The 12,869-nt window shown below is 59.2% G+C and carries 15 protein-coding genes and 1 pseudogene; 13 read left to right on the top strand and 3 right to left on the bottom strand.

What is annotated here, in order from left to right; all coding sequences use genetic code 11:
* Positions 1–93 precede the first annotated feature (93 nt).
* Complete coding sequence (locus CXY73_RS00875) at positions 94–531, bottom strand: DUF1579 family protein (protein ID WP_104176508.1); 438 nt, start codon at positions 529–531, stop codon at positions 94–96.
* A 404-nt stretch (positions 532–935) separates the two neighbouring features.
* On the opposite strand from CXY73_RS00875, the gene CXY73_RS00880 reads away from it, so the two are divergent.
* From CXY73_RS00880 to CXY73_RS00930, 10 genes are all read left to right on the top strand, one after another.
* Entirely contained in the window at positions 936–1,283 is a 348-nt protein-coding gene (locus tag CXY73_RS00880) for a GNAT family N-acetyltransferase (protein ID WP_104176509.1), read from the top strand.
* Between the two features lie 303 nt (positions 1,284–1,586).
* Complete coding sequence (locus CXY73_RS00885; RefSeq protein ID WP_104133797.1) at positions 1,587–2,303, top strand: hypothetical protein; 717 nt, start codon at positions 1,587–1,589, stop codon at positions 2,301–2,303.
* Between the two features lie 171 nt (positions 2,304–2,474).
* Positions 2,475–2,879 carry a hypothetical protein gene (locus tag CXY73_RS00890; protein ID WP_146071557.1) on the top strand — a complete coding sequence of 135 codons (405 nt, stop codon included), beginning with the start codon at positions 2,475–2,477 and terminating at the stop codon, positions 2,877–2,879.
* A 33-nt stretch (positions 2,880–2,912) separates the two neighbouring features.
* Positions 2,913–3,296 (top strand): hypothetical protein, encoded by a 384-nt coding sequence (locus CXY73_RS00895; RefSeq protein ID WP_146071558.1) that lies wholly within the window; start codon positions 2,913–2,915, stop codon positions 3,294–3,296.
* Positions 3,297–4,515: 1,219 nt separating this feature from the next.
* Entirely contained in the window at positions 4,516–5,355 is an 840-nt protein-coding gene (locus CXY73_RS00905) for a hypothetical protein (protein WP_146071559.1), read from the top strand.
* Complete coding sequence (locus CXY73_RS00910) at positions 5,356–5,667, top strand: transcriptional regulator (protein ID WP_104133802.1); 312 nt, start codon at positions 5,356–5,358, stop codon at positions 5,665–5,667.
* Positions 5,668–5,976: 309 nt separating this feature from the next.
* Positions 5,977–6,432 carry a hypothetical protein gene (locus CXY73_RS00915; RefSeq protein WP_104176512.1) on the top strand — a complete coding sequence of 152 codons (456 nt, stop codon included), beginning with the start codon at positions 5,977–5,979 and terminating at the stop codon, positions 6,430–6,432.
* A gap of 34 nt (positions 6,433–6,466) precedes the next feature.
* Positions 6,467–7,204 (top strand): alpha/beta fold hydrolase, encoded by a 738-nt coding sequence (locus tag CXY73_RS00920; protein ID WP_104176513.1) that lies wholly within the window; start codon positions 6,467–6,469, stop codon positions 7,202–7,204.
* A gap of 560 nt (positions 7,205–7,764) precedes the next feature.
* Positions 7,765–8,034, top strand: a complete 270-nt coding sequence (locus tag CXY73_RS00925) for a helix-turn-helix domain-containing protein (protein WP_104176514.1) — start codon at positions 7,765–7,767, stop codon at positions 8,032–8,034.
* On the top strand, positions 8,027–9,271 hold the full coding sequence (locus CXY73_RS00930; RefSeq protein ID WP_104176515.1) for a type II toxin-antitoxin system HipA family toxin: 1,245 nt from the start codon (positions 8,027–8,029) through the stop codon (positions 9,269–9,271). Before CXY73_RS00925 ends, CXY73_RS00930 begins: the two co-directional genes overlap by 8 nt.
* A gap of 599 nt (positions 9,272–9,870) precedes the next feature.
* On the opposite strand, the gene cynS is transcribed toward CXY73_RS00930, so the two are convergent.
* Positions 9,871–10,341 carry a cyanase gene (gene cynS, locus CXY73_RS00935; protein ID WP_104133774.1) on the bottom strand — a complete coding sequence of 157 codons (471 nt, stop codon included), beginning with the start codon at positions 10,339–10,341 and terminating at the stop codon, positions 9,871–9,873.
* A 34-nt stretch (positions 10,342–10,375) separates the two neighbouring features.
* Positions 10,376–11,035 (bottom strand): carbonic anhydrase, encoded by a 660-nt coding sequence (locus CXY73_RS00940; RefSeq protein WP_104176516.1) that lies wholly within the window; start codon positions 11,033–11,035, stop codon positions 10,376–10,378.
* Positions 11,036–11,152: 117 nt separating this feature from the next.
* Here CXY73_RS00940 and cynR point away from each other — a divergent pair, with 117 nt between their 5' ends.
* The 3 genes and pseudogenes from cynR to CXY73_RS22470 all read left to right on the top strand — a co-directional run.
* On the top strand, positions 11,153–12,028 hold the full coding sequence (gene cynR / locus CXY73_RS00945; RefSeq protein ID WP_104176517.1) for a transcriptional regulator CynR: 876 nt from the start codon (positions 11,153–11,155) through the stop codon (positions 12,026–12,028).
* Positions 12,029–12,104: 76 nt separating this feature from the next.
* Positions 12,105–12,677 (top strand): annotated as a pseudogene (locus CXY73_RS00950) (transposase).
* 10 nt (positions 12,678–12,687) lie between these two features.
* Positions 12,688–12,869 (top strand): hypothetical protein (locus CXY73_RS22470; protein ID WP_233198061.1); only part of this gene is annotated, 182 nt, incomplete at its 3' end.

Genomic DNA, 12,869 nt, shown 5'->3' on the forward strand with positions numbered 1-12,869 from the left:
CGCCGATCGAGTTTGAAATAATGGACCAACCGGCCTCACTCGCGGCCTAAATGAAGTGTCAACTAAACCTTCAGCAGTCCCGTTGGTGCTCGATCAGTTGATGCGATTAGCGGTGCGGTCGCAAAGCGGTAGCCATACTTCAGCGGGTTTCCACTCCCAGGCGATCTCCTGGCTGCGACCGTCTTCGCCAAAACGATACGTTGCTCGCTCGTGCTCACCCGTCAACGTCCAAGTATGACCGTCGACAGTCAGAGTGTAATCGCGTGCGAAACCGTGATTCTCGACCGTTCGGGCGAAATAGCGGCCAGCTTCAGCGTCCCAGCCCATCAGACTAAGCGTGTCGAACGGACCGTTCGCGCGCTCCTCTTGCACGATGAAGTAGTTGCCCGAATGCCACCGGGCGGAGTGGACGCTGTTCCACGGACTCGCTCCCGCGTGCGGATTATCCAGCGACTGCTCGTCACCACCATAAGAGGTGCCCTCGGCATGCCAGTCACCCAGAAAAACTGCCAACTCTTCATGCTCAGCCATGATTCAACCCTACGTTCGGGAGCCAAACCGGGCAATCATCTGAGGTGGCCAGTGACGGATCGCCCGACCGGATGTCGGCGGTTCAGGCGTCAGCGAACCCGTTGAGCCTTCGGCTTACGGACGAAAATGCGAGCCAGTCCGGGCAGCCCAGGCGGATCGATGCTCACGTCATAGCCGGCAGTCGGGTTCTGTAACCGGCCATGCCGCCCATTTAATATGTATGCATGATCACCATCGGAACCGGAGAAACCGAACACCTCCGTCTACGGCCCGTCATCGAAGAGGATGCCGACTCGGTGTGGCTCCTGCACTCAGATGCGCGCACGAACATATACAACCCAGCCGGCCCGATGACCGACCGTTCACAGGCTGGGGAGCAAGCACGAGAGTAGGCAGCGAACTGGGTGACTGACGGACACGGGTACTGGGCTCTCGAAGAATCTCAGGTGCCTGGGGTGGTCATCGGTTTTGGGGGCATTCGGGCGACAAATTGGCGCGGGCGCCAGGTCTACAACCTGTACTACCGACTGGCGCCGGCAGCATGGGGCAAAGGATTGGCCAGCGAGTTAGTCAAGGCTGCTGTCGAGCGATGGCATGAGCTCGGCGAGTTCCTCCCGCTCGTCGCTTACACGACGGCCGCGAATCTCCCCTCGCAAAGGACTGCACTCAAAGGTGGCCTGATTAGGCGGTCCGACCTAGACGAGGTGACAAACACCTACACGGATGTCGTATTTGCTCTCGGTCTGGACTGATCGCCCCTACGAGTTCTCATTTATGAAAGAGGAAAAACGCGCGCCTCAGGAACTCCAGTCCGTATGACGTTTCTTTCGCGGGCCTCTCTGTTCGTCCGGACCGCGACCACAGGTCACGGCGCAAGTAGAAGTACCTGCGTCCGAGCCACAGCCCACGCGTAGATCTGGCACTCACGACCGCAACTGTCGAGTTGTCCAACGGACGAGGTCAGTGCAAGACTCGTTCCAAGCCGGGGGCTGCCAAGATGCAGCCCGATCACGCCATCTCAATGCCGAGGGGCGACGGAAACTCAGGGGGATCTTATGAAACGTTTGCCATCGATACTGGTCGCGGGCGTCGTAGTCGCGGTGGCGCTGTCGGGATGCCAAGCAGAGGAAACGGTCGCTCCTTTACCTCCAACCTCGGCCTCTCCGGCACCCGCCAAGACGGATGAACCCACTGCGCAGGAATCTGCTCAGGCGTGGGCCGACGAGACATTCGGGACGTTCGAGGCTTTCACGGTCACCGGTAACGGGGCGGATGAAATTGTCTTTCCCGACGACGCTAAATCTGGCTTCTACACGATCACGTGGGCACCCGGCCACTGGGTCAATGAAGACTCTTATGCGCAGGTTTATGGGGAAGACGGTACCTTCCACGAGGCCGGAACGACGGATTACCAGGGCGATGCCGCCAGCGTGGCCTATGGTTTGGACCCCACCGATGGCCCGGCGGGCTGGATAGGTGTTGAGGCCGGTGCGGGTGGCTGGTCCATTACTGTGTCGCCGATTTCGGCGCTTCCCGCACTGCCCGAGACCGGCGGCTACGACGCCTATCTGTATGCGGGCGCTGAGCAACCGGTCGTCTTCTCTTCCACAAACTCGGGGCGGGTCAACGTTCGACAGTTCAATGGCATCAATCCGACCGACAGCATCCTTCCTCAGGAAGACTTCACGGCTGTTGGTACTCTTCTCGCTGGTCCCAGCATCGTCAACGTCCAGTTGGAAAGCGTGAGCCCCTGGAGGCGGTCCACGAACTAGCCAAGGCGACACGACCTGAGCAGTGGCCGGTTCCGTCTATGAAACCGCCAATCACGCGCAGCAGAGCGTGTTCAGTTATCAAGTGAACGGTGTCCCGTAGACCAGCTGAATTCGCCTTCCCCTTGCGGGATGTTTATGCACGTGGTTGCTGTGGCGTTACGGTGAGGGAGTATGAAGTTAATTCGACGAAGAATCGCTACATTCAGCGGATGCGTTCTCGCGGCATCCGCTCTCACCTCGTGCTCGGCGCCGGACGCATTTACCGTCTTCGACGCACCGCAATCTCCAGTCGACATGCTCCCGCCTGGCGACGCATTCTCGGTGATTACAAGCATCGAAGCAGACACCACCCGACTGCTCTGGACTGATGACAACGTCAGCTACTTCGCTGCCCTCTCCGACGGTGATCCCTGCCTCATCATCTTGGACGAGGTGGAAGCGGCCAGCGCGTGCTCGACCGAGCTGCCCGTTGGCTTCGCGTTCAAGGACGGCCCCGAAATGCGGCTTGCCGACGGACCGTCCAACAGCGAACAGAACTGGACCGAGGTCGCCGACCACCTGTGGATCAGTAACTGAGGCGGGAATATGAAGTTGCACCAACGAAGGATCGTGACATTCATCGGATGCGTTCTCGCGGCATCCTCTCTCACCTCGTGCTCGGCGCCGAATACCCTCGCGGTGTTCGACCAGCCGCAGTCTGAGGCCGACACCATGCCGGCAGGCACGACGCCCAATGTCCTCGAGAGCCTCGACGCCGGCACCACCCGACTGCTCTGGACTGACGCCGGTCTCAGCTACTACGCGGCCCTATCGGGCGAAGGCGACCATTGCCTGGTCATTGTCAACGAGCTAGAAGCGGTGAGCGGATGCTCGAGTGACGTGCCCGTCATGGTGCAAGGCGTCGGTAGCATCACAATGATGCTGGCCGATAACCTCCCCGACAGCTCGGCGAACTGGACCAAGGTGGCCGACCACCTGTGGGCGGCCAACTAAAGCGCCCACCGCATTTCCTGCGTGCGGAGACGAAACCGGATCGGGCCGCGAGAAGCACTCTATTGGCGTTGATCTCGACTAAAGCTATATCAGTGAAGTGAGGCGCAGTGCGAACACACCGAAGACCGACTTCAGACGCGCGGCATGAGTTTCATCGGACGATCGACTTACGGGCTGAGTCGGACCCTTCCATTTTATTAAGTCAGCGCGATGAACGTGCGGACGGATGACATTCCTCCCCGCCGTTGTTCGCGTGCGATTGAACTGGTGTAATCAAGCACGACTGCATGGGTCGCCTTGTTTGACATTCAGGGCGTAACAGCGAATGCCTCCGACTACGTTCGTGTATCGATACAAGATTAGGATGGAATTGTCAGGCGTGGATGGTAGACCATGAGTGCATGAAGCAGAAATGCACTGCTGCTCGCTTAGTCACAGCGATCGCTGTCGCGATACTTCTGGCTGGATGTCAGCAGACCGGACCCGAAAATGGGAAGGGTGCAGACCAGCCTGATGCTGTTCAGACTGGTGAGACCGCGACCTGGCGAATTAGTAAGCCTACTAATCTGGGTCGGGACAGCACTAATATTGAGGTCGTCGTTACCCGACTCGGCTGCTCCTCCGGTGTTACCGGCGAGACCCTAGCCCCTGTCGTGACGTACAAGTCAGAACAAATCACGATCCGGATTGACGTTGAACCTTTCGGCGGCGACGCGGCTGATTGCCAATGGAATGATGCCGTCCCTGTAATCGTCCAACTCGACCAACCGCTCGGGGAACGCACACTGATCGACGGCGGATGCCTACGCATTGATGCCGCCAATACCGCCGTTTGCGAATCTGATCTGCGTTGGCCAGCGTGACGCCGATCCAGCGCGGCGGGTCAATCATGTAGCAATACGCCCCGTAACCTCGGATCATCGAATTTCTGTGGATCACAGACCTAACGCTGCGCCCACAGACGCAGTTCCACGTCCACCACGAAGATTTGGCGTCCCGTAAAGGGTTCGGCTTCCGGACGCCGCCAGGGCCCTCGTTAGAATCTAACTGCCTGATGATCATATATTTGTTCTGTAACTTGCCAGATGGAAACTAGATGCTATGTTGACAGTATTGCAGGGAGGCTTCACCAATTGGGGGATACAGGATGAGCGACCGATTTGAAAGCACTCGCGATGGAATGACAGATTCCGGAGCCGCAGCTCATGCTCGATTACTGTTGAAAACCGGGGATGACGTCGGTGTCCGGGTTGGGGAGGCCATCGACGCCCGCACTCGTGCAGTTGCTGAAACCTGGATGGCTGTGGCAACCCTCACCTACGCCCTGACGTTTGTTTTGAGTAGTGCAAGCCTGGCGGCCGAAGGTTGGGCCGTGAGTCCCGGTTTCGAAATATCCGGGCTCAACATTCTTCATCTATTCTTAGTTCCCTTTTTTGTAGCGTCCATGCTCGAGATGGGACTACGTGATCAGCTGCCCGCGGTGCATGCTCGAGAAACCCGCCGTCACGGACGGCTGGTCTCGACTGCGTCTGCATTCGCGCTGATAGTGCTTCTCTGTCTTTCCCTATTTGCCGGTCCGATCTCGTTGCCAATTCTGTTCGGGATCGTCGCACTCGCCGCTTTGCCGCTCAGTACCCTCGCGCTCCGCTCGGCTCTACTGGCCCGGGCAGCCGGTGTTCGCCGCTCGGCCGCCACAACGCTGGCGCCGTTGAGCCTGAACGCCCGAGTCGTGACACTTGTACTTGGTACCTGGCTAGGAGTGCTCGGCGCAGCAGCAGGATTGTCCTCGTCCATTCCTTGGTCGATAGCCAGCGCGGCACTGATCCTTGTGATCTTGTCCACGCGAGATAGCCGGTGGGGTCTATCTCGTCTCGCCCAAGAGTGGGGCCGCACCCAGTGGATCGCCTTTGGTTGTTCTTTCCTCCTAATGAATGGCCTCGCCGCCGTGCTTGCACGCACGCACTGGGATCTAACCATCGTTGGCTTCGTTGGTGGCATTTGCGTTGCAGCTTCATTGGCAGTTGCGTCGTTCAGGCCAGCCCCAATCTGGGAGGCCTGAATGGCCGGCCATCCTCGGCACGATCTCGACGATGCTTTGCTCACACCGCTGCGCTTCTCAGTGATGGCCGCTCTGCGATCAGATGTCGAAATTGACTTCTCTTCCCTACGCGATCTACTCGAAACCGATGACTCAGCCCTGAGCAAAGCGATCAGCACGCTAAAAACCGCAGGCTATCTAATGGTGCGCAAGGGTTACGTGGGCAACCGGCCGCGTACTTGGCTGACTGCGACACCAGCTGGGTCCACGGCCATGCAAATCCATATCGCCGCTCTGCAGGCCATCGCGGCGGGGGTGCCTCCGACGGCGTAAATCAATGCCGCAATCCAAAGACAGTACAAGTACTCTCTTGGATATGCTCTGGCGAATCGAATCTGGAGTCCCCTAAGGGGTTTCGCATTCGGCATTAGAGCGGGAAGTGTCGACCGAGTGACCAGAGAGCCCAATCGTTGTGCGGATACTGCGTGCAGTCGTTCGGTTAGGCGTAGCTCTCCGGGCGCCTTCGGCGTCGGACTTGGTGAGGGTAAGCCTGGCCCCGTGTGCCCTACCCCTAGGCTGTGACTGGGGGACGCGAGCATCCGTTCTTGAAGAATTTCTACGGGCAAGAGCACGGAGCGAATCATGGAATACATCGGAAGTCGCGTCATCAACGCATCGAGGGTGACGATTGCTAACATTCTCGCCGATATTCGCCGCCTGCCGGAATGGAATCCCGCGATTCTTTCTGTCACAGCGGTCGATCCGGTTGCGCTGATTGGCAAGCCATACCCGATTCGAGCCAAACTACCGGGTTCCCCCACGATCACCTACGAACAGGTATCCAAGGATTACGTTGTCTGGCGTCTGGACGGATTACAAGCGCATGAAACAGGCGCTTGGAAACTCGTTTCGGTTGGCGAACACAAGACTGAGGTTACCCACGCCATCACTCACAGCGGCGCCATCTTTCGCTTGCTTGCCGGCGCCTTTCGGACTGTGCCAGGTCTGAGGCTCGATCGTTTGCAGCGCCGAGCAGAACACGGTCAGGAGCGCACCAGACCGCGAGACTTGAACGATCGTCCCGAAGTTTCGGGTTGATCGTTTCAATCGCCTTCATACGACCAGGCACACTATGCATGTAAGTGCATTCGGCCCCTCAGACGGCCCTCCAGTGCTTCTGTTACACGGCGGTGGAGTAGCAGGGTGGATGTGGACCTCCCTTCGACGAACCCTCGAAGCGACGTACAAAGTAGTCGTTCCCGATCTTCCGGGCCATGGTCACAGTGCCGATGAGCCGTATCAATCACACACCGAGACGGTAGACGCTCTCAGCCAGATACTGGTGCGTGGCAGTTCGAATCCCACGGCAGTCATCGGATTCTCCTTGGGCGCACAGCTCGCCATCGAACTCGCGTCTCAGTACCCCGAACTCGTAGATCGCGTGATGGTAGTCAGCGCCCAGGCAAAAGCGATGCCCTTTGCCGGACTCACCCTTCGCGCACTCGGGGCCGCAGCACCCTTGGCGCGAAATCGCAGGTTCGCCCGACTTCAGGCCCGGGCGCTGTTCGTTCCGGCAGAGTTGATGGAAGAGTACATCGACACGAGTGCCCACATCACCAAAACCACGTTGCTCGCCGCAGTCGGTGACAACATGCGATTCGTGTTGCCGGCAACGTGGTCAGAGTTTCGCGGTCAAACACTCGTAATGGTCGGCAGTCGGGAACGCGCCCTGATGCGTGACTCCGCTGTGAACATTTACGCGGCCCTGCCTAGCAGCGACATGGAAATTGTCCCTGGCCGTGGCCATGGAATACCACTGGAATCCCCAGACTGGTTCAACCCTCGCGTTGCCGCTTGGCTCGCACTGTAGTAGCTAGATCCAATGCACAAAATCGTGCTCCGACCGCTTCTTCGAAGCGGACCACCAATCTTGGGGCCGCAGTGCAGCATCGCTAAGAGACGGGATCGCGTCCCTGTCCCACAGGAGGTTGGTCATACGGGACGATGCGGGAGTTGTTGACCCAGGCGTCGCACTGGACGCTGGAAGCTACTTGCGGCTCGATGGCTCATAATCATTCGCGTCGGGAGCAGTTGCCCTGGACCGCGAATATCAGTGCATGAAGGCGCTGTTCTGCGTTTGCCCGATGGTCATGCGGACGACTGTATGAGGTCTCCGTGATTCCGCTGAGGCTGGTCCACGATAATCGTGGTGTCGCGGGTACTGGTCTCACAAGCGTTGATCCGATTGGCGGGCAAGTCCACCGGGAATCGCCGAAGCTCAGGCAATCACCGACCGCCGTGGTTGTGCGCTCCAAAAGTTGCCGGGTTCAGCACTCCTCACCGTGACGGTGATACAACCTTCGCCTCTCTTGACGGTGATATTACCATCAAGTAAACTGAAGGTAATAAGACCGTCGTCAGGAGAGTGTCATGGCTGCACGTGGAGAAGTGAAGGGCCCTGAGGGACTTGGCCGGATGCTGCAGCAGGGCCGTCTCGTGAGCGGTTTGACGCAGCGCGATCTCGCGGAGAGGTTGGACACCGACCAGAAGTACATCTGGGGCTTAGAGTCCGGCAAGAACACCATCGTGCTCGGGCGCATCTTTGCGATCATGCGCGAGACCGGTGTTCGCATGTACATGGAGGTTGATCCAGGCACCGACGAGCCACAAGACGACGTTGTGGACGAACCCCGTGGGTGACTTGTGCGTCGAGCTGTACGGCGAGCTGGTCGGGCATCTGGTCGGAATGGATCGTCGCTCGTTCGATTTCGTCACGGAGAAGAATGCGATCGAGACTTTTGGGCTCGGCAGCACGATTCTCTCCGCGTCGGTGCCGTTCGACTTGGTCAGCAACCGCAGCCGGGCGGCGCGTCGACGCAACTTCTTCGCCGAACTTTTGCCGGAAGGCAGTGCTCTCGACAACCTCGCCGCCGAGATCAGAGTTTCAACCGACGACACCATTGCACTGTTGGCACGGTTCGGCCGCGACGTAGCCGGCGCCATTCAGATATACGACCCAGAGGCGCCGGGGGAGCCGCGTACGCCTGCGGTCGCGCTAGTTGACGCGGCTGAAGTTGGGCTGATGCTCACCAATACTCAAACCGCTCCGCTTGGCAACCGGCCGAAGTTCGGCCGCACATCCTTGGCCGGCGTCCAAGACAAGATCGTGCTCGCACGACAGGACGATCACTGGTTTCAAGTCCTCGAGGGGTACCCGTCGACCCACATCATCAAGCCGCCGTCCGTGCGCTACCCGACCATCACCTTCGACGAGGAATACGGCTTCCGAGCGGCCAAAGCTGCCGGCCTCACCACGCTCGACACCTGGATCGAGAACTTCGGTGGAGTCCCAGGCCTCGTGATCGAGCGCTACGACCGATCACGGCACGCCCCGCAGGGGCGCATTCACCAGGAAGACATGAACCAAGCTCTCGGCGCATCAAAGAACGAGAAGTATCAAGAGTTCGGCGGCAAGGTCTCCCTCAAGCGGATAGCGGATGTTCTCGGTCGCGACGGCGACCGCGCTTCCATCGAGCAGCTCCTCCGACTCCTGACCGTCTCGCAGGCCGTTGGTAATCTCGATATGCACGCCAAAAACATCAGCATGCTCCACCTCCCGGATGGCAGCACGAGGATCACCCCGGCCTACGATGTTGTTCCGCAGACGCACCTCGACAGCGACGGCAAAATGGCCTTGGCCATCAACCGAAAATACAGCCACGCGGCCATCACTATCGAAGACCTCATCGTCGAAGCCGAGGTGTGGAACGTGCGCGCTCCCCGGTCGATCATTACCTCAGCGCTCGAGGCCGTGGACGCTCTGCTCCGCTCAGAGAGCCCCGTCGAGCAGGCCTACGCCGGACTGCAGGACGACATTTTGCGGTTCACGAAGAATCTTCTCAATGGACGTCCCACGGGTAGCTACCTCAGCACGTGAAGACTTGACGCACACACGTTTATTCAACGCTTATTGCCCGAGACCGACCGAAACAAGACGAGGTGTTGAGGTAATGGTAACGACATCTCACACAAGAACCTCCTGATCAGGTCCAGATAAGTCGAGATCAATCGAGGTATCGGGCCAGACCAAGCCGCGCCCAGAAAGCCCCCGGCGCAAACCGTCGGTCCCGGGTTCAAGTCCCGGCCGCCCTACTGTATATTAGATCTGATCAGGGTTTCTTGTCTGTACCGAAAGGGCAAGACTTGATGCACCCACGGTTATGTCAGGAGAGCCGAATATCCGCGTATTTTAGGTGCTCGTAGAGAAGGTGTACGACCCCGTTCGAGTCATCTGGGATAACCTCGATCACCTTCGAATTATGGACACTGAAAACTCTTCGGGCTGGGTCTTGAGCCCGTATTGACGGCGAGTAAGCTCACCGAGTATCTCGGCGTGCAGGCGCAGGCGATCTGCGCACCGACGGACGCGGGCCCTACGGCAGGTGCGTTGGACGAAGTCCATGGTTGTCCTTGCCTGCGAGATTGTTTCATGGGATAGGCGGCAGCCCCGATCGCGAGGCCGCCGCCAGGCCGGGTTCAGAAGGGTTTGGTGGGCAAGTATTTTCCGTCGAGGGTGATCACGGCACGTGAGCCGCCGTCGGGGTCTTCAACTTTCTTGATGTCTAGCTTGAAATTGATGGCGCTGATGATGCCGTCACCGAACTGTTCGTGGACCAAGGCCTTCAAAGTGGAGCCGTAGACCTGCATTATTTCGTAAAACCGGTAAACGGTGGGGTCGGTCGGGATGCCGCTGGGGATGCTGCCACGCAGCGGAATGGTCTGCAGCAGCATTGCGGCGTCCTTGTCCAACCCCAGCCGCTCAGCGACGATTTCCGCAGCGGTTTCAGGCAACGGGTGCTGACCGAGCAGAGCGGCGGTGACGAAGACAACGCTCAGACCAGTGCCATCGGTCAGTTCCTGCCAGGAGAGGTCCTTGCGCATCTTGGCGTCGATGATAGCGGCGGTCAGTTCCTCGCGCGGAGCCTGGGTGTTCTGGGAATGAATCATGGTGTTTTCCTTGTCTTTTGGTGATATGAGGGGGTTAGGCGGCCAGGTCGGATGCGGCCAGCGTGGCAAAGTATTGCGGATTGTCCGCGAGTGGGACAAAACGGCCGGTGCCACAGTCCAGGGTGTCGATGGAGCCGGTTTCGATGTCGTAGACCCAGCCGTGGAGGTTCAGCCGGTTCTGATCCAGGGCCAAGGCGACGGAGGGGTGGGTCCTGATGTTGGTCAGCTGGGCGATGACGTTCCCACGGACCATTGCTTCCAACGACTCCTGGGCCGATCCGTCGGTGCGGGCGGCGTTGACAGCCTTCGCCGCGTCGGCGTGGGCAAGCCAGCTGGCCACGGCCGGCAGGTGGTCCAGGTTCATGTCGGTCGAGACAGCAGTCATCGCTCCGCAATCGGAATGGCCACAGATGATGATGTCCGTAACGCCCAGGACGGCGACCGCGTACTCGACTGTCGCGGAGACACCGCCGGGCTCCGGGCCGTAGGCGGGCACGATGTTGCCAGCATTGCGGATCACAAACAGGTCACCCGGTTCTTGCTGAGTCAGCAACTCTGGCACGACCCGGCTATCCGAGCAAGCAATGAACAGGGCCTCGGGGTTCTGGGCGGTGGCCAGCTCCTTGAACAGTTCAGAACGCGCAGGAAAGGCCTCCCGTTGGACTTTCAGAAAGCCCTTAATGATGTCTTGCATGGGCTGTGTCCTCGATGTTGGGGGAGGGGGGATAACTCAAGGATGACGGAAACTATCTATAGTGTCCAAGACCTCTTTATGATGGAGTCAATAAGTAATTTCTATAGTTGGAGAATCGTGACGTTGCGACACATTCGTTACCTGGCCGCGGTCGCGGAACACCAAAACTTCACTCGCGCGGCCGAGGCGCTCCACGTCTCCCAACCGACGCTGTCACAACAGATCAAGCAATTGGAGAACTCGTTGCACGTCCAGCTTTTGGACCGGTCCGGACGGACCGTGCGGCTGACAGACGCTGGCGAGACCTTCCTGCGCTATACCCGCCGCGCCCTGCGGGAACTTGACGCCGGAACCCGGGCCATCCACGACGTGCAGGACTTGAGCCGTGGATCGCTCCGGTTAGCGATGACCCCCACGTTCACCGCATACCTGATCGGTCCACTGGTCGAACGCTTCCGCACCCGCTATTCCGGCATTACCTTGAGTCTGCAGGAGATGACTCAGGACCGCATCGAGGTGGCGCTGGCCGAGGACACCCTCGATCTCGGTATCGCATTTGCCGAGGTGCGTTCGTCCGAGATCGAGGCCCAGGCTTTGTTCGTCGAAACCCTCGGCTTGGTTGTCGGCAACAACCACCCCCATGCCGGGAAGCAGGCACCCATGACCCTGCGAGAGTTGGAACAGGAGCAGCTTGTGCTGCTCAGAAGCGACTTTGCGACTCGGCGCCACATCGACCTGCACTTCCGGGATCACGGCGTTGCCCCGCGCATCGCGATCGAAGTTGACTCCGTCAGCGCGATCATGGAAATCGTTCGTCGCGGCCAGCTCGCCACCATGCTGCCCGAAGCCATTGCCCGCGAACAGCATGGGCTCAACCCTGTTGCTGTACTGCCTGCCATTCCGCACCGCACCGCAGCCCTGCTCAGAAGACAGGGTGGGTACATGAGCGCAGCCAGCCGAGCCTTCACCGAGCTGATATCGACGTGGAGCTAGCCGCCTGACCGGGACTGTCTCTTAAACGATGTTTTCGGCCTGACGCGCTGCACTTTGGTCTGGCGGTAAAGGTGCCGTGATGACGACACTTGATGCTGTGACGAAGAAGACGAAATCTGAGCCGACCCGTGAGACGGTGGCGGCGAAGGAATGGGTGCGCCTGGCTCAGGAGCAAGGCTTGGCCTTGGACGGTCCTGATGGTCTGCTGGGCTAGTTCACGAAAACATTCCTGGAGACCGCGCTGAACGAGGAAAAGACCGATCACCTCGGCCATGAAAAGAACCGTGCCCCGGACGAGCGCGACGACAGCAACGTGCGCAACGGGAACCGGCCCAAAACGGTGATCAGCCCGTCGACGGGGCCGGTGACCATTCAAGTGTCCCGTGACCGGGACGCCACGTTCACTCCGGTGATCGTACCGAAACGACATCGCTGTTTGACCGGGGTCGATGAGGTTGTGCTGTCGTTGTATGCTCGCGGTCTTACGACCGGGGAGATCAGTGCACGCTTCAACCAGATCCACGGCGCGCAGGTCTCCAAAGAGACCATTTCCCGCATCACGGTCAAGGTGATCGAGGAGATGCAGACGTGGCAGTCCCGCCCGTTGGACGGCGGGCCGTTTCTACTGGTCGTTGCGAATCCCGAGTAAGGAGAACGCAATGGTCAGATTTGCACGGAACAAGATGCCGGCAGCGGTTAAGCGTCGTTACTTCGTATTGATTCGACAGGGCCTGTCGGGGTCTGAGGCGGCCCGACAGGCCGGAGTGTCGCTTAGCTGCGGATCGTTGTGGTTCATCGATGCTGGCAGTATGACTGTCGTCGAACGCGTCCCCATCTGTTC

The sequence above is a fragment of the Cryobacterium sp. Y50 genome, from assembly GCF_002929805.1.
Taxonomy (GTDB): Bacteria; Actinomycetota; Actinomycetes; order Actinomycetales; family Microbacteriaceae; genus Cryobacterium.

Bases quoted from the DNA above. Each gene is read 5' to 3' on its own strand.
- CXY73_RS00910 (WP_104133802.1), top strand. From the start codon at position 5,356: ATGGCCGGCCATCCTCGGCACGATCTCGACGATGCTTTGCTCACACCG.
- CXY73_RS00875 (WP_104176508.1), bottom strand. From the start codon at position 531: ATGGCTGAGCATGAAGAGTTGGCAGTTTTTCTGGGTGACTGGCATGCC.
- CXY73_RS00940 (WP_104176516.1), bottom strand. From the start codon at position 11,035: ATGCAAGACATCATTAAGGGCTTTCTGAAAGTCCAACGGGAGGCCTTT.
- cynS (WP_104133774.1), bottom strand. From the start codon at position 10,341: ATGATTCATTCCCAGAACACCCAGGCTCCGCGCGAGGAACTGACCGCC.
- CXY73_RS00890 (WP_146071557.1), top strand. From the start codon at position 2,475: ATGAAGTTAATTCGACGAAGAATCGCTACATTCAGCGGATGCGTTCTC.
- CXY73_RS00920 (WP_104176513.1), top strand. From the start codon at position 6,467: ATGCATGTAAGTGCATTCGGCCCCTCAGACGGCCCTCCAGTGCTTCTG.
- CXY73_RS00925 (WP_104176514.1), top strand. From the start codon at position 7,765: ATGGCTGCACGTGGAGAAGTGAAGGGCCCTGAGGGACTTGGCCGGATG.
- CXY73_RS00915 (WP_104176512.1), top strand. From the start codon at position 5,977: ATGGAATACATCGGAAGTCGCGTCATCAACGCATCGAGGGTGACGATT.
- CXY73_RS00885 (WP_104133797.1), top strand. From the start codon at position 1,587: ATGAAACGTTTGCCATCGATACTGGTCGCGGGCGTCGTAGTCGCGGTG.